General features: G+C 66.0%; 13 protein-coding genes. 9 read left to right on the top strand and 4 right to left on the bottom strand.

Annotated elements, in window-relative coordinates; genetic code table 11:
- Positions 1–164: 164 nt before the first annotated feature.
- The 4 genes from DN388_RS11160 to DN388_RS11175 all read left to right on the top strand — a co-directional run bounded on the left by DN388_RS11160 (position 165) and on the right by DN388_RS11175 (position 5,551).
- Positions 165–1,787: a BCCT family transporter gene (locus DN388_RS11160; protein WP_303627078.1), complete on the top strand. Its 1,623-nt coding sequence runs from the start codon at positions 165–167 to the stop codon at positions 1,785–1,787.
- A gap of 153 nt (positions 1,788–1,940) precedes the next feature.
- Positions 1,941–3,062: an aromatic ring-hydroxylating dioxygenase subunit alpha gene (locus tag DN388_RS11165; RefSeq protein ID WP_043863952.1), complete on the top strand. Its 1,122-nt coding sequence runs from the start codon at positions 1,941–1,943 to the stop codon at positions 3,060–3,062.
- 45 nt (positions 3,063–3,107) lie between these two features.
- A complete protein-coding gene (locus tag DN388_RS11170; RefSeq protein WP_043863953.1) occupies positions 3,108–4,556 on the top strand; it encodes an NAD-dependent succinate-semialdehyde dehydrogenase in 1,449 nt (482 codons plus the stop codon).
- A 23-nt stretch (positions 4,557–4,579) separates the two neighbouring features.
- Entirely contained in the window at positions 4,580–5,551 is a 972-nt protein-coding gene (locus DN388_RS11175) for a PDR/VanB family oxidoreductase (RefSeq protein ID WP_043863954.1), read from the top strand.
- 114 nt (positions 5,552–5,665) lie between these two features.
- On the opposite strand, the gene glgB is transcribed toward DN388_RS11175, so the two are convergent.
- From glgB to DN388_RS11190, 3 genes are read right to left on the bottom strand one after another with little or no spacing between them, the layout of a single operon-like run.
- Positions 5,666–7,879 (bottom strand): 1,4-alpha-glucan branching protein GlgB, encoded by a 2,214-nt coding sequence (glgB, locus tag DN388_RS11180; RefSeq protein WP_100632682.1) that lies wholly within the window; start codon positions 7,877–7,879, stop codon positions 5,666–5,668.
- Positions 7,880–11,188, bottom strand: coding sequence for a maltose alpha-D-glucosyltransferase (gene treS / locus DN388_RS11185; RefSeq protein ID WP_054914399.1), 3,309 nt, complete (start codon positions 11,186–11,188; stop codon positions 7,880–7,882).
- A gap of 27 nt (positions 11,189–11,215) precedes the next feature.
- Positions 11,216–13,222: an alpha-1,4-glucan--maltose-1-phosphate maltosyltransferase gene (locus tag DN388_RS11190; protein ID WP_058540282.1), complete on the bottom strand. Its 2,007-nt coding sequence runs from the start codon at positions 13,220–13,222 to the stop codon at positions 11,216–11,218.
- Positions 13,223–13,364: 142 nt separating this feature from the next.
- On the opposite strand from DN388_RS11190, the gene DN388_RS11195 reads away from it, so the two are divergent.
- Positions 13,365–13,520, top strand: coding sequence for a hypothetical protein (locus tag DN388_RS11195; RefSeq protein WP_167400188.1), 156 nt, complete (start codon positions 13,365–13,367; stop codon positions 13,518–13,520).
- Between the two features lie 132 nt (positions 13,521–13,652).
- Here DN388_RS11195 and DN388_RS11200 read toward each other — a convergent pair whose 3' ends face one another.
- Positions 13,653–15,326 (bottom strand): AMP-binding protein, encoded by a 1,674-nt coding sequence (locus DN388_RS11200; RefSeq protein WP_254999832.1) that lies wholly within the window; start codon positions 15,324–15,326, stop codon positions 13,653–13,655.
- A gap of 204 nt (positions 15,327–15,530) precedes the next feature.
- Here DN388_RS11200 and DN388_RS11205 point away from each other — a divergent pair, with 204 nt between their 5' ends.
- The 4 genes from DN388_RS11205 (at position 15,531) to DN388_RS11220 (ending at position 21,159) form a co-directional block, all read left to right on the top strand.
- On the top strand, positions 15,531–16,694 hold the full coding sequence (locus DN388_RS11205; RefSeq protein WP_254999833.1) for an isovaleryl-CoA dehydrogenase: 1,164 nt from the start codon (positions 15,531–15,533) through the stop codon (positions 16,692–16,694).
- Between the two features lie 83 nt (positions 16,695–16,777).
- On the top strand, positions 16,778–18,382 hold the full coding sequence (locus DN388_RS11210) for a carboxyl transferase domain-containing protein (RefSeq protein ID WP_254999834.1): 1,605 nt from the start codon (positions 16,778–16,780) through the stop codon (positions 18,380–18,382).
- A gap of 3 nt (positions 18,383–18,385) precedes the next feature.
- Positions 18,386–19,204: a gamma-carboxygeranoyl-CoA hydratase gene (locus tag DN388_RS11215; RefSeq protein WP_254999835.1), complete on the top strand. Its 819-nt coding sequence runs from the start codon at positions 18,386–18,388 to the stop codon at positions 19,202–19,204.
- Positions 19,201–21,159 (top strand): acetyl/propionyl/methylcrotonyl-CoA carboxylase subunit alpha, encoded by a 1,959-nt coding sequence (locus DN388_RS11220; protein ID WP_058540283.1) that lies wholly within the window; start codon positions 19,201–19,203, stop codon positions 21,157–21,159. The genes DN388_RS11215 and DN388_RS11220 overlap by 4 nt, the downstream gene beginning before the upstream one ends.
- Positions 21,160–21,226: the final 67 nt, after the last annotated feature.

The raw sequence follows: 21,226 nt of genomic DNA on the forward strand, positions 1-21,226 counted from the left end.
AATCCGGCCCGTCACCTCTTGCGAGCCCACAAGATTCTAGGCAGAATCTGTTAACCAAAAGATAGTCGTTAACTTATAGTTAACAGAAGGAGGACGCTTTACCGCACTACCCCCCGGATTGCCTGCCGGGTACAGATAAGAACGCCAACGTCCAGGAGACGATGATGTCGCACAAGAATAAAAAACAGATAGATGTGTTCCTGATTACCGTGAGCCTGATTGCCGTGCTGCTCACCGTGATCGGCCTCGCCGTGTTTCCCTCCCAGGCCGAACAGGCCGCCAACCAGTTGTTCGAGATTGCCACCCGTACCTTCGGCACCAGTGTCCAGGTGCTGGTATTCGGCAGTTCGCTGGCCGTGCTGTATCTGGCGTTCAGCAAGTACGGCAACATCCGCTTCGGCAGCGGCAAGCCCGAATACTCCACCCCCACCTGGGTGTTCATGTTCATCTGTGCCGGCATGGGGTCCTCGACCCTGTACTGGGGCGTGATGGAATGGGCCTACTACTACCAGACCCCTGGTCTGAACATTGCCGCGCAATCGAGCCAGGCGCTGGAATACAGCGTCAGCTACTCGTTCTTCCACTGGGGCATCAGCGCCTGGTCGATCTATGCCCTGGCCTCGCTGGCCATGGCCTATCACTTCCACGTGCGCAAGAAGAGCGGCCTGAACCTGGCCTCGATCGTCGAGGCGGTGACCGGCTTCAAGGCCACCGGCCCGATCGGTCGCACCGTGGACCTGATCTTCCTGCTGACCATGATGGGCGCGCTGACCGTGTCGCTGGCGCTCACCGCCTCGACCCTGACCCGCGGCCTGCATGACCTGGCCGGCACCCCCGACACCTTCACCGTGCAACTGATGGTGATCGGTGCAGTGGCCATCCTGTTCTCGCTCAGTTCCTACATCGGCATCGATGGCGGCCTGCAGCGCCTGAGCAAGATGGTGTGCATCGGCGCGCTGGTGTTCGCCGGCGTGGTGCTGCTGGTGGGCCCGACCCAGTTCACCATCAACAACACCGCCAACTCCATCGGCCTGATGGTGCAGAACTATGTGCGCATGAGCCTGTTCACCGACCCGGCCGGCGACGGCGCGTTCACCCGCAACTGGACGGTGTTCTACTGGCTGTGGTGGGTGTCCTATGCCCCGGGCGTGGCCATGTTCGTGACCCGTGTGTCCCGTGGGCGCCAGCTCAAGGAAGTGGTGTTCGCCCTGCTCGCCGGTGGCAGCGTGGGCTGCTGGTTCTTCTTTGGCGCGCTGGAAAGCTACAGCATGCACCAGTTCATCAACGGCGCCATCGACGTACCGAAGATCCTCAGCGAGCAAGGCGGCGAATCGGCGGTCAGTGCCCTGCTGACAGCACTGCCGATGGGCAAGGTGTTCCTGGGCGTGTACCTGTTCATCATGGCGGTGTTCTGCGCCTCGCACATGGACGCTGCCGCCTATGCCGTGGCGGCCACCAGTACCCGCAACCTGCGCGAAGGCGACGACCCCACCCCCACCCACCGTCTGTTCTGGTGCGTGGTGCTGACCCTGGTACCGCTGGCCATGCTGTTCGCCAAGGCCTCGCTGTCGACCATGAAGACCGCCGTGGTGCTGACCGCGATCCCGTTCATGGTGATCCTGCTGATCAAGATCTACGGCTTCTTCAAGTGGATGCTGCAGGACTACGGCCACGTGCCGGCCCACCGCATCGAGGAAGAGGCCGCGCGCCTGGCCGGCGAGCAGCCCGAACAGCATGAACCCGTTGAGCAACCCGCAGCGGCCCCGGTAACCGCGACGGCCCGCTGAGTCGCTGACCCCGACCCACCTGCACGGATGCAGGCCTGACGGTCCTTTTTTTTGCCTGTTCTGTTAACCAATAGATACACGTAAACCAATAAGTAAAAGCCAATTGAACAACGGTGCGCCGGCCTGGCTGGACGCCCCCGTGAGGAGATAGCAATGAACGACTTCAAACGCCTGCCCGCCGATTTCTGCGCCAGCGCAGACGAGGCCTTCACCATTCCGGCCAAGTTCTACACCCAGCCTGCGGTGTTCGAGCACGAGAAGGAGAACATCTTCGCGCGCAGCTGGATCTGCGTGGGTCATCGCAGCGAAGTGGCCGAGAACAACGCCTACATCACCCGCGAGATCATCGGCGAGAGCATCATCGTGGTGCGTGGTCGCGACAGCGTGCTGCGCGCCTTCTACAACGTGTGCCCGCACCGTGGCCACCAGTTGCTCAGCGGCAGCGGCAAGGCCAAGAACGTGATCACCTGCCCGTACCACGCCTGGACCTTCAAGCTCGACGGCGAACTGGCCCACGCACGCAACTGCGAGAACGTGGTCAACTTCGACAAGCAGAACTCCACCCTGGTGCAGCTGCGCGTGGAAGAGTACGCAGGCTTCATCTTCATCAACATGGACATGGACGCAGGCAGCGTCGAAGATCAGCTGCCCGGGCTGCAGGCACGCATGCGCCAGGCCTGCGCGGTGATCGACGACCTGCACCTGGCAGCACGTTTCGTCAGCGATACCCCGGCCAACTGGAAGTCCATCGTCGACAACTACCTGGAGTGCTACCACTGCGCCCCGGCGCACCCGGGCTTCTCCGACTCGGTGGACGTCGGCCAGTACAGCCACACCACCTACGGCAACTGGACCCTGCAATATGGCCTGGCCAAGCCGTCGGAGCAGTCGTTCAAGTTCGACGAAAGCGTCAAGGACCCCTCCTTCGCCGGCTTCTGGGCATGGCCGTGCACCATGTTCAACGTGCCGCCAGGCGCGAACTTCATGACCGTGATCTACGAGTTCCCGGTCGACGCCGAAACCACCCTGCAGCACTACGACGTGTACTTCCTGAACAAGGACATCACCGAAGAGCAGCAGAAACTCATCGACTGGTACCGCGAGGTGTTCCGCCCCGAGGACCTGCGCCTGGTCGAGAGCGTGCAGAAGGGCCTCAAGTCCCGCGGCTACCGTGGCCAGGGCCGGATCATGGCCGACCGTGAGCGCAGCGGCATGAGCGAGCACGGCATCGCCCACTTCCACAACCTGATCGCCGTCGCCCACCTCAACGACTGACAACGCCCGCCCCCGGTACGCCGGGGGCGGCATGGAGTGCCTTGCGTGAAACTCAACGATCCCACACTGCTGCGCCAACAGGCGTACATCAACGGCCACTGGTGCGATGCCGACGACGGTCGTCAGGTCGAGGTCTGCGACCCGGCCAACGGCGAGCGCCTGGGCAGCGTGCCGCTGATGGGCGGCGCCGAGACGGTACGCGCCATCGAAGCCGCCGAGGCCGCGCTGCAAGGCTGGCGCGAGCGCACCGCCAAGGACCGCGCGCAGGTGCTGCGCCGCTGGTTCGAACTGCTGCTGCAACACGAAGACGACCTGGCCCGGCTGATGACCTTCGAGCAGGGCAAGCCGCTGCACGAAGCACTGGGCGAGATCCGCTACGCGGCCTCGTTCATCGAATGGTTTGCCGAGGAAGGCAAGCGCGTCTACGGCGATGTCATCCCCAGCCCTTCCAACGACAAGCGCCTGCTGGTGATCAAGCAGGGCATCGGCGTGTGCACCGCCATCACCCCGTGGAACTTCCCGGCGGCGATGATCACGCGCAAGGTGGCCCCGGCCCTGGCCGCCGGCTGCACCATCGTGGTCAAGCCAGCCAACGAAACCCCCTTCTGCGCCCTGGCGCTGGTGGAGCTGGCCGAACGTGCAGGCATCCCGGCCGGGGTGTTCAGCGTGGTCACCGGTGATGCGGTGGCCATTGGCGCCCAGTTCACCGGGCACCCGGCCGTGCGCAAGCTGAGCTTTACCGGCTCCACCCCGATCGGCCGGCTGCTGATGGGCCAGTGTGCCCAGAGCATCAAGAAGGTGTCGCTGGAACTGGGCGGCAACGCGCCGTTCATCGTGTTCGACGATGCCGACATCGACGCCGCCGTCGAAGGCGCGCTGGCAGCCAAGTATCGCAACGCCGGCCAGACCTGCGTATGCGTCAACCGTTTCTACGTGCATGACAGCGTGTATGCGCAGTTCACCGAACGCTTCGTGGAGCGCGTGCGCGCCCTGGGCGTGGGCCACGGCACCAGCGCCGCGAGCCAGGTCGGCCCGCTGATCAGCGACAAGGCCGTGGCCAAGGTGCGCAGCCTGATCGACGACGCCGTGGCCAAGGGCGCCGACCTGCTGCTGGGCGGCGAAGCCCATGCGCTGGGTGGCAACTTCTTCGCACCCACGGTGCTGGCCAACATTGCGCCGGGCACCCAGCTGCTGCAGGACGAGATCTTCGGCCCGGTGGCGGCCATCGTGCGCTTTCGCAGCGACGAAGAGGTGATCGCCCAGGCCAACGACACCCTGTATGGCCTGGCGGCGTACTTCTACAGCCGCGACATCGCCCGGGTGTTCAAGGTGGCCGAGGCACTGGAGTACGGCATGGTCGGTATCAATACCGGGCTGATCTCCAATGAAGTGGCGCCGTTTGGCGGCGTCAAGCAGTCGGGCCTGGGCCGCGAAGGCTCGCGCTACGGCATCGAAGACTATCTGCAAATCAAGTACCTGTGCCTGGCCGTGTGAGCCAGTGGCAGTCGAGGTGAATCATGGCCAACAAATACGAGATGTTCAGTGTGCAGGTAACCGCCGTCGAGCAGGCGACGCCGCTGATCAAGCGCTTCACCCTGGCCCGTGAGGACGGCGCGCCGATGCCGGCATTTACCGGTGGCAGCCACGTGATCGTGCAGATGCAGGGCGCCGACGGGCGCCAGTTCAGCAACGCCTACTCACTGATGAGCGACCCGCGCGACACCCGCAGCTACCAGATCGGCGTGCGCCTTGAAGAGCAGTCCAAAGGTGGCTCGGCGTTCATGCACCAGCAGGTCGAGGTGGGCAGCGTGCTGACCATCTCCAGCCCCAACAACCTGTTCGCGCTGGACCCGAGCGCGGGCCGGCACGTACTGATCGCCGGCGGCATCGGCATCACGCCGTTTCTGGCGCAGTTGCATGAACTGGAGGCCGGCAGCACCGCCTACGAGCTGCACTATGCCTTTCGCAGCCCCGAGCATGGTGCGTTCCAGGCCGAACTGAGCAGCGGGCCGCATGCGGCCAACACGCAGTTCTACATCGACAGCCTGGAGCGCAAGCTGGACCTGGCCACGCTGTTTGCGGGCCTGGATGACGCGGCGCATGTGTATGTGTGCGGGCCCAAGCCGCTGATCGATGCGGTGATCGCCACCGCAGCATCGCTGGGCATTGCCGAGCAGCGCGTGCACTGGGAGCAGTTTGCCGCGGCGCCGGTGACCGGTGCGGCGTTTACCGTGGTGCTGGCGCGCTCGGGGCAGGAGTTGCAGGTGGAGGAAGGCATGACCATCTTGCAGGCCATCGAGAAATCCAAGGCGGCCAAGGTGGAATGCCTGTGCCGCGAGGGTGTGTGCGGCACCTGCGAGACCATGATTCTGGAGGGTGAGGCCGAGCATTTCGACCAGTACCTGAGCGATGAAGAGAAGGCTTCGCAGCAGAGCATGATGCTGTGCGTGTCGCGGGCGCGCACGGCCCGGCTGGTGCTGGACCTGTAGATCGAATCGCGGGTCAAGCCCGCTCCCACAGGTGCAGTGCAGTTCCTGAAAACACTGCAATCCCTGTGGGAGCGGGCTTGACCCGCGAATGGCCTGCGCAGCAGGCCCAAGGTCTCAAGCCGGGCGCAGCACCAGCACCGCCAGTGGCGGCAGGTTCACCGCCAGCGACAGCGGCTGCCCATGGCTGGGCAACGCCTCGCTGTTCACCGCCCCGAGGTTGCCGTAGTTGGACCCGGCATACACCTGGGCATCGCTGTTGAGCACCTCCACCCACTGTTCGCCAAACGGCACCCCGATGCGATAACCCTCCCTCGGCACCGGCGTGAAGTTGGCCACCACCAGCAACGGCTCGCCCTCGGCGCTCCAGCGCAGCCACGCATACACGCTGTTGCGCGCATCGTCGCCGATCAGCCACTGGAACCCTTGCGGCACGCAGTCCTGCTGATGCAGCGCCTTTTCGTCGCGGTACAGCCGGTTCAGGTCGGCCACCAGCGACTGCACACCCTTGTGCTCGGGGTACTGCAACAGGTACCAGTCCAGTTCCGCATCATGGTTCCACTCGCGCCACTGGCCGAATTCGCAGCCCATGAACAGCAGCTTCTTGCCCGGATGGCACCACATGAAGGCCAGGTACGCGCGCAGGTTGGCGAACTTCTGCCAGCGGTCGCCCGGCATCTTGTCGATCAGCGAGTGCTTGCCGTGCACCACCTCGTCATGGGAAATCGGCAGGATGAAATGCTCGGAATACGCGTAGATCAGGCCGAAGCTCATCTCGTTGTGATGATGCGCACGGTGGATCGGGTCGTTCTGGATGTAATGCAGGGTGTCGTGCATCCAGCCCATGTTCCACTTGTAGTTGAAACCCAGGCCGCCCTGCTGGGTCGGCTGGCTGACACCCGGCCAGGCAGTGGATTCCTCGGCGATCACCAGCGCCCCCGGCGCCTCCTGGGCCACCACGTCGTTGAGGTGGCGCAGAAAATCGATGGCCTCCAGGTTCTCGCGCCCGCCGTGGCGGTTGGGCACCCATTCGCCGGCCTTGCGCGAGTAGTCGCGGTACAGCATCGAGGCCACCGCATCCACCCGCAGCCCGTCGATGTGAAAATGCTTGAGCCAGTGCAATGCCGAAGCCAGCATGAAGCCGTGCACCTCGTTGCGCCCCAGGTTGTAGATCAGCGTGTCCCAGTCCTGGTGGAAGCCCTCCAGCGGGTTGGCGTACTCATACAGTGCGGTGCCGTCGAACTGCGCCAGCCCATGTTCGTCGGTGGGAAAATGCGCCGGCACCCAGTCGAGGATCACGCCGATGTGGGCCTGGTGGCAGGCGTCGATGAACGCGGCGAAATCCTCGGCCGTGCCATAGCGCGCGGTGGGCGCGAACATCGACAACGGCTGGTAGCCCCACGAGCCGCCAAACGGATGCTCCATGATCGGCATCAGCTCGATATGGGTGAAGCCCAGCTCCTGGATGTAGGGCACCAGCCGCTCGGCCAGTTCGCGCCAGTTGTAGTAGCGGGCCACTTCACCGCTTTCATCCAGCTCGCATTGCCAGGAACCGGCGTGCAGTTCGTAGATCGACAGCGGCGCGTTGGTGGCCTGGTGCGCTGCACGCACGCGCATCCAGCCCTGGTCCTGCCACACATGGCCCAGCGCGGCGGCCACCTTCGAGGCGGTGCTGGGCGGCAGCTCGGTGGCCAGTGCCAGCGGGTCGGCCTTGAGCGGCAGGATGCCGTCGGGCCCGAGCAGTTCGTACTTGTACGTCTCGCCGGCCTGCAGGCGCGGGATGAACAGCTCCCACACACCGCTGGGCACGCGCTTGCGCATCGGGTGGCGGCGCCCGTCCCAGTTGTTGAAGTGACCGACCACCGACACCCGCCGCGCATTCGGCGCCCACACCGCAAAGCGCACCCCGTCGATGCCGTCAACCTGTGCGGGCTGCGCGCCGAACACCTTGGCCAGGTCGCGATGATTGCCCTCGGCGAACAGGTACAGGTCCATCTCCCCCAGCAGCAACTGGGTAAAGCTGTAGGGGTCTTCGGTGACCTGCTCGCCCCCTGCCCAGTTGATGTGCAGGTCGTACGCCTGCGGTTGCTGCAACCGCCCGCTGAACAGCCCGGGCACACTGCCCTGCTCCAGCTCCAGCAGCACCTGCCCGCTGTCGCGGGCCACCGCCCGGGCGCTCAGGGCATCGGGCAGGTAGGCGCGTATCCACTGCCCGCCCGCGCCATCCGGGTGCGGCCCGAGCACCGCGAACGGGTCGCCGTGCCTGGCATTGACCAGGTCATCGATATCCCTTGTGCCCAACCCAGCCTGTTCCCGCTTGTGCGCGCTCATTCATTCTCCCCACGTACTGACAAGCCCATGGAGGCCATGCAAGGGCACGGCCAACCAGCTCGGGCGATTCTCGGCTTCATACATAATTTCGTAGGCAGCCTTTTCCAGGCTGAACAGGTCCAGCGCCGCGCGTGCCCCGCCGGGCTGTTCCCAGGCGTGCGGCAGGTCGGCGGTGGCCAGATCGTAGGCCTGAACAAAGGCATGCCGGGCCTGGTGCAGGTAGCGCCGCGCCACGCGCTGACGGGCCTGGCGGGCCGGCGGCGAGACGTCCACCCCCGACGCGCTGCGCAACACCATCGCAGCAGCATAGTCGAACGAACGCAGCACGCCGCTGACGTCCTTGTACGGGCTGTGCTTGCCGCGTCGCTCCTCCAGCGGGCGCGCCGGCTCGCCTTCGAAGTCGATCAGATAGGCATCGCCCTGCACCACCAGCACCTGGCCCAGGTGCAGGTCGCCGTGTACCCGTATCAGCACGCCACCGACCGCCTGCATGGCCAGTTCGCTGACCTGTTCGAGCAGGCCCTTGCGCTGCTTGCCCAGGTCGTCGACCAGCGCCTGGCTGTCGGCATCCAGCTCATCGCGGTGCTGCTCCAGCAGGTCGAACGCCTGGTTGAGCTGGGCGCTGACCTGCTTGCCCCAGGCCTTGCCATCGCGCGCGCTACTCACCCGCGGCTTGAACGCCGGGTCCTGGGTGGGCGCGGCCAGCACCTGGTGCATCTGGCCCAGGCGCTGGCCCAGCTGCGCGGCAAAGGCCTGCAGCTCCTGCAAGGCATCGGCATGGGCCTGCGGGGCCTGGATGCCGGGTTCCATTTCGTCGCGAATCGCGCGTTCCAGGGTGTTCTGGGTCCAGTCCCAGGCGTCGCCCTGGTTGCTCAGGTAGCCCTGGGCGATCATCAGCAGGTGCGGCTGCCCGGTGGCGTCCACCCGGCTCAGCCAGCCCAGCAGCGGTGATATGTTCGGGTAGCCGGCGGCAGTGAGGTAGGCGCTCATCTCGAGCTCGGGGTGGATGCCGCCATTGACCCGGCGGATCAGCTTGAGCACCAGGCTGCCCCCTACCACCACCGAGCTGTTGGACTGCTCGGCCGACAGGTAGCGCACCGCCGGCTCGTCGCCCAGCTCCAGGGCGGCCAGCTGCTCGGTGGCCTGGAACTGCAACTCGCCGTCGCTGCAGCTCAGGCGCGTGCCATCGGCAAAGCCGGCCAGCACCGCGCGAATGAAGCTTTCGAGCACGAAACCATCGGTGATCAGGCCCACCTGGCGCCCCCGGCGTACCCGTGACAGGGCCAGTTGCTGGGGCAATGCGCTGGTCAGCTGGTCTTCGCCGATCAGGCCGAACGGCAACTGATAGCGGCTGGTCTGCCCGCCGCCGTCGACCTCGATTTCACTGAGCAGCACGGGGCTGGTGGCCGCACCGAAGCGCACGCCATAGGCGATGCGCACCTTTTCCAGCGCGGCGCCCTTACCCGCGAACCAGCGGCGCTTGGGCAGGTACTGCGGCAGGATGGCGTCTTGCAGGGTGTCGCGCGACGGCGATTCGAGCAGCTCTTCCATGCGCTTCTTGAGCACCACGGTGGTGAACTCCGGTAGCGGCTGCGCGGGCTGCACATGCCAGCTGGGCATCTGGTCCCTGGGCGCGAGCAGGAACCAGTAGAAGCCATAGGGCGGCAAGGTCAGCAGAAACGGCAGTTGGCCGATCGGCGGGAACGCGCTGCCGCCGAGCATCTCCACCGGCACCTGGTCGACATAGGCCGAGAGGTCCAGCTCTGCCGCCTGGGCGGCGCGGGACACGTTGGCCACGCACAGAATGGTCTCGCCCTTGCCGTCGCTGCCGGTGAACTCGCGGACATACGCCAGGATGCGGCGGTTGCTGGGCGAGAGCATGGTCAGGCTGCCGCGGCCAAAGGCCTTTTGCTGCTTGCGCACCGCCAGCAGGCGACGGTTGAAGTTGAGCAGCGAATGCGGGTCGCTGGCCTGGGCCTCGACGTTCACCGACTGGTAGCCGTACAGCGGGTCCATGATCGGCGGCAGCACCAGGCGTGCCGGGTCGGCGCGGGAGAAGCCGCCGTTGCGGTCGATGGACCATTGCATCGGCGTGCGCACGCCGTCGCGGTCGCCCAGGTAGATGTTGTCGCCCATGCCGATCTCGTCACCGTAATACAGGGTCGGGGTGCCCGGCATCGACAGCAGCAGGCTGGTCAGCAGCTCGACCCGGCGCCGGTCGCGTTGCAGCAACGGTGCCAGGCGCCGGCGGATGCCCAGGTTGATGCGCGCGCGACGATCCTGGGCGTAGTAGTTCCACAGGTAGTCGCGCTCGCGGTCGGTGACCATCTCCAGGGTCAGCTCGTCGTGGTTGCGCAGGAAGATCGCCCATTGGCAGTTGGCCGGGATCTCCGGGGTCTGGCGCAGGATGTCGGTGACCGGAAAGCGGTCTTCCTGGGCCAGCGCCATGTACATGCGCGGCATCAGCGGAAAGTGAAAGGCCATGTGGCACTCGTCGCCCTGCCCTTCGCCGAAGTACAGCTGGGTGTCCTCGGGCCACTGGTTGGCCTCGGCCAGCAGCATGCGGTCGGGGTAGTTGGCGTCGATTTCGGCGCGGATCTTCTTCAGCACCTGGTGGGTTTCGGGCAGGTTCTCGTTGTTGGTGCCATCGCGCTCGATCAGGTACGGGATGGCATCCAGGCGCAGGCCATCCACGCCCAGGTCGAGCCAGTAGCGCATCACCCCGATCACCGCCTTGAGTACCTGCGGGTTGTCGAAGTTGAGGTCGGGCTGGTGCGAATAGAAGCGGTGCCAGAAGTACTGGCCGGCAACCGGGTCCCAGGTCCAGTTGGAGTGCTCGGTGTCGAGGAAGATGATGCGCGTGCCGTCGTACCTGGTATCGGTGTCGGACCACACATAAAAGTCCCGCGCCCTGGAGCCGGGCTTGGCGCGCCGGGCCTTCTGGAACCACGGGTGCTGATCGGAGGTGTGGTTGATGACAAGCTCGGTTATCACCCGCAGGTTGCGCTTGTGCGCCTCGGCGATGAAACGGCGCACGTCTGCCAGGGTGCCGTAGTCGCTGTGCACGGCCTTGTAGGCGGCGATGTCGTAGCCGTCGTCGCGCCGTGGCGAGGGGTAGAACGGCAGCAGCCACAGGGTGTTGACCCCAAGCTCGGCGATGTAGTCGAGCTTGGCGATCAGGCCGGGAAAATCACCGATGCCGTCGCCGTTGGAGTCGAAGAACGACTTGACGTGCACCTGGTAGATGATCGCGTCCTTGTACCACAGCGGGTCGTTGATGAACGTGGCTGGGCGGGCTTTCTTCGCCATGTACGACTCCTTCTGGTTGGCGGGGGGCTAGCGGGCCGGGGTGATGCGCCAGATGCCGAACGGCTGGTGCCAGGGTTCGATGCGCATCCACTGGGTCTTGCCGTACCAGCTCCAGCGATGGCCGCTCATCAGGTCTTCGCCGAAGGTTTCGGCGTCGTCCTCCAGGCCCAGCTCCCACAGCGGCAACTCGAAGTGCGCCTCCTGGGCGTTGTGCGGGTCGAGGCTGACGGCCACCAGGATCAGGCTGCCGCTGGCCGGATCGCCCTTGGCGAAGTACAGGATGTTGTCGTTCCAGGCGTTGTAGAAGCGGATGCCCAGGTGGGTCTGCAGCGCCGGGTGCTGGCGGCGGATGCGGTTGAGCTGGGCGATCTCGGCAATGATGTTGCCGGGCTGGGTGTAGTCGCGCGGGCGGATCTCGTACTTCTCCGAGTCCAGGTATTCCTCCTTGCCCGGTATCGCCGCCGCCTCGCACAGCTCGAACCCCGAATACATGCCCCACAGGCCCGAGCCCATGGTGGCCAGCGCTGCGCGAATCAGAAAGCCCGGGCGACCGGAGTCGTGCAGGAAGAACGGGTTGATGTCCGGCGTGTTGACGAAGAAGTTGGGGCGGTAGCAGTACGACCACGGCGGCTGGTTGAGTTCGCTGAAGTACTGTTGCAGCTCGGCCTTGGTGTTGCGCCAGGTGAAGTAGGTATAGCTCTGCGAATAGCCGACCTTGCCCAGGCGCGCCATCATCGCCGGCTTGGTGAAGGCCTCGGCGAGGAAGATCACCTGCGGGTGCTGGCTGCGCACGTTGGCGATCAGCCACTCCCAGAACGGCAGCGGCTTGGTGTGCGGGTTGTCCACGCGAAACTGGGTCACGCCCTCCTGCACCCAGCCCAGCACCACGTCGCGCAGGGCCAGCCACAGGGCGGGCACCGCGTCGGCGGCATAGAAGTCGACGTTGACGATGTCCTGGTATTTTTTCGGCGGGTTCTCGGCATAGCGGATGGTGCCGTCGGGGCGCCAACTGAACCAGCCCGGGTGCTCGGTGAGCCAGGGGTGGTCCTGGGAGCACTGGATGGCGAAGTCCAGGGCGATTTCCAAACCATGCTCGGCGGCGGCGGCCACCAGCCGGCGGAAGTCTTCGCGGCTGCCCAGCTGCGGGTGGATGGCCTCGTGCCCGCCGTCGGCGCTGCCGATGGCGTAGGGGCTGCCGGGGTCGTCGGGGCCGGCCTGCAAGGCATTGTTGCGGCCCTTGCGGTGCTGGGTGCCGATGGGGTGGATGGGCGGGAAGTACAGCACGTCAAAGCCCATGTCGCGGATCATCGGCAGGCGCTGATGCACGTCGTTGAAGGTGCCGTGGCGGGCCGGGTCGTCGGTGACCGAACGCGGGAACAGCTCGTACCAGCTGGCAAAGCGTGCGCGCTCGCGCTCCACCTCAAGGGGGAACTCGGCGCTGCGGCTGAGGTAGGCACGGTGGTCGGCGCGGCCCATCAGGGCGCGGGTGTCGCCGTGCAGCAGCAGCTCGACGCCGGCCTGGGCAGGCAGGCTGGCCAGTTGCAGGGCCACCGCCTCCAGTTGCGCACGCAGCGGCTCGCTGCTGCGCTCGGCGCTCTGCATCAGGTGGCGGCGGCCTTCCTCCAGCTCCAGGCCTACGTCGACGCCGGCGGCGAATTTCTTCTCCAGCTCGTAGCAGTAGCTGGCGTACTGGTCGATCCAGGCCTCGATCATGAACAGGTGGCGGCCCACCTCGCTGACCGTGAAGCGCCCCTCCCAGCTGTCGTTGCCCAGCAGCGTCATGGGCACTTCGTGCCAGTTGGGGTGCTGCAGGCGGCGCCAGCTCAGGCGCACGGCCAGCACGTCGTGGCCGTCGGCGAAGACCTTGCTGGTAACGGTGACCTGTTCGCCCACGGTACCCTTGACCGCGTGCTGGCCGGCGTCGAGCACAGGTTCGGTGTTCTCGATCACTATGCGCGGCAGCAGCAGCGCCCTGGCCAGGGTCAGGGTGTGCTCGCTGGTTTCATCGGTGCTGAAAGGCTCATCGCGGGTCATCGAACATCGCTCCGTTACGCTGTGACGGTAAGGTTCAGAGCAATGGCAGGCGTGGGGGTTCAATAAAAAATGAGCGATGCGGCGCGGCCACGGTCGAAGAATGGGTCAGCCTTTGAACAGCCCTTTATGTGAGGTTCGGCCCATGAATATTCCTATTCCTGCTGAAACGCCCGATCCGAATATCGATGACCCCAATCTGCCACCACCGGTGCCCGAGAAGGAGCCCGAGCCGCCCAAGGAGCAGGAGCCCGTGGGCGACCCGCCCAGTGAAGAGCCGCCGGTGAAGGTGCAAGCGTAGACCGGGATCTGGCAGTTGCACTGCGGTGTGCCCATCGCGGGTCAAGCCCGCTCCCACAGGAGTGCGGTGGTTTACAGAAATGCGCGATACCTGTGGGAGCGGGCTTGACCCGCGATGGCTGAAACGCCGAGCTCAACGGTTGCACAACTCCTCGATGCTGATCTCGCGCATGCGAAACTTCTGGATCTTCCCGGTCACCGTCATCGGAAACTCCTCGACGAAACGAAAATGTCGCGGCGTCTTGAAGTGCGCGATGCGGCTCTTGCACCAGGCCTGCAGCTCCCCATCGGTGGCGCTGTGCCCAGGGTGCAGCTTGATCCACGCCACGATCTCCTCGCCGTAACGCTCATCCGGAATGCCGATCACCTGCACGTCCGCCACCGACGGGTGGGTAAAGAAGAACTCCTCCAGCTCGCGCGGGTAGATGTTCTCGCCACCGCGAATGATCATGTCCTTGTTGCGCCCGGCAATGCACACGTAGCCCTGCTCGTCCATGCTCGCCAGGTCGCCGGTGTGCATCCAGCCCGCCGGGTCGATCGCCTCGCTAGTGGCCGCCGGGTTGCCCCAGTAGCCCAGCATCACGCTGTAGCCGCGGGTGCACAGCTCGCCGATGGTGCCACGCAGCACGATGCAGCCGTGTTCGTCGACGATCTTGCTCTCCAGCTGCGGCTGGGTGCGCCCCACCGTGGTCACGCGCAGCTCCAGCTCGTCGTCCGGGCCGGTCTGCAGCGACACCGGGCTGGTCTCGGTCATGCCGTAGGCGATCTGCACCTCGCCCATGTGCAACTGGTCGATCACCCGACGCATCACTTCGATCGGGCAGGTGGCGCCGGCCATGATGCCGGTGCGCAGGCTGCTCAGGTCGTAGTCGCCGCGCCGCGGCTGGTCGAGCAGCGCGATGAACATGGTCGGCACCCCGTACAGCACGGTGGCGCGCTCGCGGGCCACGCCTTCGAGGGTCAGCAGCGGGTCGAAGGCGTCGTTGGGGTAGATCATGGTGGTGCCGTGGGTGATGCAGCCCAGGTTGCCCATGACCATGCCGAAGCAGTGGTACAGCGGCACCGGGATCACCATGCGGTCATGCTCGGTCAGGCCCAGGCTCTCGCCGACCATGTAGCCGTTGTTGAGGATGTTGTAGTGGCTCAGGGTCGCGCCCTTGGGGAAGCCCGTGGTGCCGGAGGTGTACTGGATGTTCACCGGCTGGTCGAACTGCAGGCTCTGCTGGCGCTGCTGGTACTCGGCCGGGGCGACCTGCTCGGCCATGCCGGCCAGCGCCGCCCACGGCAGGAAGCCGCCCGGCGGCGCGTCGTCGAGGCTGATCAGCCCGCGCAGGTCGGGCAGGCGCTCGCCATTGAGCTGGCCTGGCGCCTGGTGCGCCAGCTCCGGCAGCAGTTCACCGAGCATGGCATGGTAGTCGGAGGTCTTGAAGGTGCCGGCGCAGATCAGCCACTGGCAGGCAGACTGGCGCAGCACGTATTCCAGTTCGCTGGTGCGGTAGGCCGGGTTGATGTTGACCAGGATCACGCCGATTTTGGCGGTGGCGAACTGGGCGATGCACCACTGCGCGCAGTTGGGCGCCCAGATACCCAGGCGGTCGCCGGTCTTCAGGCCCAGCGCCATCAGGGCGCGGGCATGCAGGTCGATGCTGTCGGCCAGTTCGCGCCAGCTGTAGCGCAGTTGCTGGTGGCGTACCACTAGTGCCTCGCGCTCGGCAAAGCGCGCCACGGTGTTGTCCAGGGCCTGGCCGATGGTCATGGCCATCAGCGGTTTGTCCTGGCGACCCTGGGTGTAGCTCGGTTGATTCATGACGACCCCGTATTGTGATTGTTGTGGGTGCTGATTCACGCGAGACCTAATGTGGCGCAAATTAACGTTAACGTAAAGGTCATGGGGAGATTGACAGTGTTCGGTGCGGGGTTTACGTTAACGTAAAGGTGACAGATCGCAGCGCCTTGATCGCGGATCAACCACCACGCCACTCAAAGAACAATCGACAAGAAAGGTGCCAGCATGCGTTATCCGACCCTGAACTTCGCCCTGGGCGAAACCATCGACATGCTCCGCGACCAGGTGCAGGCGTTCGTCGCAGCCGAGCTGGCCCCGCGTGCGGCGCAGATCGACCAGGACAACCTGTTCCCCGCCGACATGTGGCGCAAGTTCGGCGACATGGGCCTGCTGGGCATCACCGTCAGCGAAGAATACGGCGGCGCGGGCCTGGGCTACCTGGCCCACGTGGTGGCCATGGAAGAAATCAGCCGCGGCTCGGCCTCGGTCGCGCTCTCCTACGGCGCCCACTCCAACCTCTGCGTCAACCAGATCAACCGCAACGGCACCGCCGAACAGAAAGCCAAATACCTGCCCAAGCTGATCAGCGGCGAGCACATCGGCGCCCTGGCCATGAGCGAGTCCAACGCCGGCTCCGACGTGGTGTCGATGAAACTGCGTGCCGAACAGCGCGGCGACCGCTTCGTGCTCAACGGCAGCAAGACCTGGATCACCAACGGCCCCGACGCCAACACCTACGTGATCTACGCCAAGACCGACCTGGAAAAGGGCCCCCACGGCATCACCGCGTTCATCGTCGAGCGCGACTGGGCCGGCTTCAGCCGCAGCAACAAGTTCGACAAGCTGGGCATGCGCGGTTCCAACACCTGCGAGCTGTTCTTCGACAACGTCGAGGTGCCCCAGGAGAACATCCTCGGCCAGCTCAACGGTGGCGTGAAGGTGCTGATGAGCGGCCTGGACTACGAGCGTGTGGTGCTCTCCGGCGGCCCTACCGGGATCATGCAGGCGTGCATGGACCTGGTGGTGCCCTACATCCACAACCGCAAGCAGTTCGGCCAGAGCATCGGCGAGTTCCAGCTGATCCAGGGCAAGATCGCCGACATGTACACCCAGCTCAATGCCAGCCGCGCCTACCTGTATGCCGTGGCCCAGGCCTGCGATCGCGCCGAGACCACCCGCAAGGACGCCGCCGGGGTGATCCTCTACACCGCCGAGCGCGCCACCCAGATGGCCCTCGAGGCAATCCAGATTCTGGGCGGCAACGGCTACATCAACGAGTTCCCCGCAGGCCGCCTGCTGCGCGACGCCAAGCTGTACGAGATCGGCGCCGGCACCAGCGAGATCCGGCGCATGCTGATCGGTCGCGAGCTGTTCAACGAGACGCGCTGAGGCGCTCAGCGGCAACGCCGCCATAACGCAGACCCACTCTTGCAGCTTGGAGCTTGCCGCTTGAAGCTGCGCCAGGAGCCACGATGATTCTGAAGTCTCAGTTGAACCCCCGCGCGCCCGAATTCGCGCTCAACAGCGCGGCCATGCTCGAACAGGTGCAAGGCCTGCGTGACCTGCTCGCCAGCGTGCACCAGGGCGGCGGGCCCAAGGCCCAGGAGCGCCACACCTCACGCGGCAAGTTGCTGCCGCGCGACCGCATCGACCGCCTGCTCGACCCCGGTTCGCCGTTTCTGGAGATCGGCCAGCTGGCCGCCCACGAGGTGTACGGCGAAGACGTGCCTGCCGCCGGCGTGATCGCCGGCATCGGCCGCATCGAGGGCGTGGAGTGCATGATCGTGGCCAACGACGCCACGGTCAAAGGCGGCTCGTATTACCCGCTGACTGTCAAGAAGCACCTGCGCGCCCAGACCATCGCCCAGCAGAACCGCCTGCCCTGCGTGTACCTGGTGGACTCTGGCGGCGCCAACCTGCCGCGCCAGGACGAGGTGTTCCCCGACCGCGAGCACTTCGGCCGCATCTTCTTCAACCAGGCCACCATGAGCGCCCAGGGCATACCGCAGATCGCCGTGGTGATGGGCTCGTGCACCGCCGGCGGTGCCTACGTGCCGGCCATGGCCGACGAGGCGATCATGGTGCGCCAGCAGGCCACCATCTTCCTGGCCGGCCCGCCGCTGGTCAAAGCCGCCACCGGCGAGGTGGTCAGCGCCGAAGACCTGGGCGGTGCCGACGTGCACTGCAAGGTCAGCGGCGTGGCCGACCACTATGCCGACAACGACGAACACGCCCTGGCCATCGCCCGGCGCTGCGTGGCCAACCTCAACTGGCGCAAGCTGGGCCAGTTGCAGGTGCGCACCCCGATCGCCCCGCTGTACGCAGCCGACGAGCTGTACGGCGTGGTGCCGGCCGATGCCAAGCAGCCGTTCGATGTGCGCGAGGTGATCGCGCGCCTGGTGGACGGCTCGCTGTTCGACGAGTTCAAGGCGCTGTTCGGTACCACGCTGGTGTGCGGCTTTGCCCACCTGCACGGCTACCCGGTGGCGATTCTGGCCAACAACGGCATCCTGTTCGCCGAGGCCGCGCAGAAAGGCGCGCACTTCATCGAGCTGGCCTGCCAGCGCGGCATCCCGCTGCTGTTCCTGCAGAACATCACCGGCTTCATGGTGGGCCAGAGGTACGAGGCCGGCGGCATCGCCAAGCATGGCGCCAAGCTGGTGACCGCAGTGGCCTGCGCCCAGGTGCCCAAGTTCACCGTGATCATCGGCGGCAGCTTCGGTGCCGGCAACTATGGCATGTGCGGGCGTGCCTACGACCCGCGCTTTCTGTGGATGTGGCCCAACGCGCGCATCGGCGTGATGGGCGCCGAACAGGCCGCAGGCGTGCTGGCCCAGGTCAAGCGCGAACAGAGCGAGCGCAGCGGCCAGGTTTTCAGCCCGCAGGACGAGGCGCAGCTCAAGCAGCCGATCCTGGACCAGTACGAACACCAGGGCCACCCCTACTATTCCAGCGCAAGGCTGTGGGACGACGGCGTCATCGACCCCGCGCAAACCCGCGAGATTCTCGGCCTGGCCCTCTCGGCAGCCCTCAATGCCCCGATCGAACCGAGCCGTTTCGGCATTTTCCGGATGTGACCGATGAGCGACTTCTCTACCCTTGAACTGATTCGCGACCCGCGCGGCTTCGCCACCCTGTGGCTGAGCCGCGAGGCCAAGAACAACGCCTTCAACGCGCAGATGATCCGCGAACTGATCATTGCCATCGACCAGATCGGCAACGACGCCAGCCTGCGCTTCATGGTGCTGCGCGGGCGCGGCCGGCACTTCAGTGCCGGCGCCGACCTTGCCTGGATGCAGCAGTCGGCGCAGCTGGACTACAACACCAACCTGGACGACGCCCGCGAGCTGGCCGAGCTGATGTACAACCTGGCGCGGCTCAAGGTGCCGACCCTGGCGGTGGTCCAGGGCGCAGCCTTCGGCGGTGCCGTGGGGCTGATCAGTTGCTGCGACATGGCCATCGGTGCCGACGACGCGCAGCTGTGCCTGTCGGAAGTGCGCATCGGCCTGGCGCCGGCGGTGATCAGCCCGTTCGTGGTGCAGGCCATGGGCGAGCGCGCCACCCGCCGCTATGCCCTGACCGCCGAACGCTTCAGCGGCGAGCGGGCCCGCGAACTGGGCCTGCTGGCCGAAACCTGCCCGGCCGCGCACCTGGATGCCGAGGTCGAGCGCTGGGTCGACAACCTGCTGCTCAACAGCCCGCAGGCCATGTGCGCCAGCAAGGAGCTGCTGCGCGAAGTGGGCAATGGTGAGCTCACCCCTGCCCTGCGCCGCTACTGTGAAGGCGCCATTGCGCGTATCCGCGTGAGCGCCGAAGGCCAGGAGGGCCTGCGCGCCTTCCTCGAAAAACGCACGCCAGCCTGGCAAACCCCCGCTTCGGACAAGGAGCCACGCCCATGAGCCGCCCTCTGCTGACCACCCTGCTGGTCGCCAACCGTGGCGAGATCGCCTGCCGCGTGATGCGCACCGCCAAGGCCATGGGCCTGACCACCGTGGCCGTGCACAGCGCCATCGACCGCGATGCGCGGCACAGCCGCGAAGCGGATATCCGGGTTGACCTGGGTGGCGCCAAGGCGGCCGAGAGCTACCTGGACATCCCCAGGCTGATTGCCGCGGCCAAGGCCAGCGGCGCCCAGGCGATACACCCGGGCTACGGCTTTCTGTCGGAGAACGCAGGCTTTGCCCGGGCCATCGAAGAGGCCGGGCTGATCTTCCTCGGCCCGCCGGCCAGTGCCATCGACGCGATGGGCAGCAAGTCGGCGGCCAAGGCGCTGATGGAAGTGGCCGGGGTACCGCTGGTGCCTGGCTACCACGGCGAAGCCCAGGACCTGGAGACCTTCCGCGCGGCCGCCCAGCGCATCGGCTACCCCGTACTGCTCAAGGCCACCGCCGGTGGCGGTGGCAAGGGCATGAAGGTGGTCGAGCAGGAAAGCCAGCTGGGTGAAGCCCTGGCCTCGGCCCAGCGTGAAGCGCTGTCGTCGTTCGGCGACGCACGCATGCTGGTCGAAAAGTACGTGCTCAAGCCGCGTCACGTCGAGATCCAGGTGTTCGCCGACCAGCATGGCAACTGCCTGTACCTGAACGAGCGCGACTGCTCGATCCAGCGTCGTCACCAGAAGGTGGTCGAGGAAGCCCCGGCCCCCGGCCTGAGCCCGGCGCAGCGCCAGGCCATGGGCGAGGCGGCGGTACGTGCGGCCCAGGCCATCGGCTATGTGGGCGCAGGCACGGTCGAGTTCCTGCTCGATGCCCGCGGCGAATTCTTCTTCATGGAAATGAACACCCGCCTGCAGGTGGAGCACCCGGTGACCGAGGCGATCACCGGCCTGGACCTGGTGGCCTGGCAGATCCGCGTGGCGTGCGGCGAGGCGCTGCCGCTGACGCAGGACCAGGTGCCGCTGCACGGGCATGCCATCGAAGTACGCCTGTACGCCGAGGACCCGGCCAACGACTTTCTGCCGGCCACCGGGCACCTGGCGCTGTACCGCGAGTCGGCGCCGGGCGAAGGGCGCCGGGTCGACAGCGGCGTGTGCGAAGGTGACAGCATCTCGCCGTTCTACGACCCGATGCTGGGCAAGCTGATTGCCTGGGGCGAGAACCGGGAACAGGCACGCCTGCGCCTGCTGGCGATGCTCGACAGCTTCGCCATTGGCGGCCTTAAGACCAACATCGCCTTCCTGCGCCGCATCCTGGCCCACCGCGCCTTTGCCGAGGCCGAACTGGATACCGGGTTCATCCCGCGCTATCAGGATCAACTGCTGCCCGCCCCCGTCGCGTTGCCGACAGCGTTCTGGCAGGCTGCCGGGCAGGCCTTCCAGCAATCGCGCCCCGCCTGCGTGCGCGCTGATGACCGGCACTCGCCGTGGGCAGCCGCCACCGGTTTCAGGCCGGGCGTACCGGCGCAGACCGCCCTGCACCTGCGCTGCAATGGCGAAGACCGGGCACTGAGCCTGAACCCCGGGTCGGTGTCCGCGCGCATGGACGGCGAGCACCTGGTGATCGAGCACGAAGGCGTGCGGCGCAGGCACCTGGCCGTGCGCCGTGGGCAAACGCTGTATCTGGAGTGGGATGGCGAGCTGCACGGGGTAAGCGCTTTCGACCCGATTGCCGAGGCGGACGCCGGCCATGCGCACCAGGGCGGCATGAGTGCGCCCATGAACGGCAGCATCGTGCGGGTACTGGTGGAGGTCGGTCAGGCGGTCGAGGCCGGCACGCAACTGGTGGTGCTGGAGGCCATGAAGATGGAGCACAGCATCCGCGCACCCCAGGCGGGGACGATCAAGGCGCTGTATTGCCAGGAAGGCGAGATGGTCAGCGAAGGGGCCGCGCTGGTGGAGCTGGAGGTTCAGGAAGGCTGACGACGCTGCACCTGCACAGGGTTTTGTGGGCGCCACGAAACCCTGTGTGGGCCGGCTTGCCAGCGAC

Source organism: Pseudomonas sp. S12(2018), assembly GCF_024355235.1.
Taxonomy (GTDB): Bacteria; Pseudomonadota; Gammaproteobacteria; order Pseudomonadales; family Pseudomonadaceae; genus Aquipseudomonas; species Aquipseudomonas palmensis.

Excerpts from the sequence above, each read along its gene's own strand:
- DN388_RS11205 (WP_254999833.1), top strand. The coding sequence starts at position 15,531 with ATGCGTTATCCGACCCTGAACTTCGCCCTGGGCGAAACCATCGACATG.
- DN388_RS11160 (WP_303627078.1), top strand. The coding sequence starts at position 165 with ATGTCGCACAAGAATAAAAAACAGATAGATGTGTTCCTGATTACCGTG.
- DN388_RS11175 (WP_043863954.1), top strand. The coding sequence starts at position 4,580 with ATGGCCAACAAATACGAGATGTTCAGTGTGCAGGTAACCGCCGTCGAG.
- DN388_RS11165 (WP_043863952.1), top strand. The coding sequence starts at position 1,941 with ATGAACGACTTCAAACGCCTGCCCGCCGATTTCTGCGCCAGCGCAGAC.
- DN388_RS11220 (WP_058540283.1), top strand. The coding sequence starts at position 19,201 with ATGAGCCGCCCTCTGCTGACCACCCTGCTGGTCGCCAACCGTGGCGAG.
- DN388_RS11210 (WP_254999834.1), top strand. The coding sequence starts at position 16,778 with ATGATTCTGAAGTCTCAGTTGAACCCCCGCGCGCCCGAATTCGCGCTC.
- DN388_RS11200 (WP_254999832.1), bottom strand. The coding sequence starts at position 15,326 with ATGAATCAACCGAGCTACACCCAGGGTCGCCAGGACAAACCGCTGATG.
- DN388_RS11195 (WP_167400188.1), top strand. The coding sequence starts at position 13,365 with ATGAATATTCCTATTCCTGCTGAAACGCCCGATCCGAATATCGATGAC.
- glgB (WP_100632682.1), bottom strand. The coding sequence starts at position 7,879 with ATGAGCGCGCACAAGCGGGAACAGGCTGGGTTGGGCACAAGGGATATC.
- treS (WP_054914399.1), bottom strand. The coding sequence starts at position 11,188 with ATGGCGAAGAAAGCCCGCCCAGCCACGTTCATCAACGACCCGCTGTGG.
- DN388_RS11190 (WP_058540282.1), bottom strand. The coding sequence starts at position 13,222 with ATGACCCGCGATGAGCCTTTCAGCACCGATGAAACCAGCGAGCACACC.
- DN388_RS11215 (WP_254999835.1), top strand. The coding sequence starts at position 18,386 with ATGAGCGACTTCTCTACCCTTGAACTGATTCGCGACCCGCGCGGCTTC.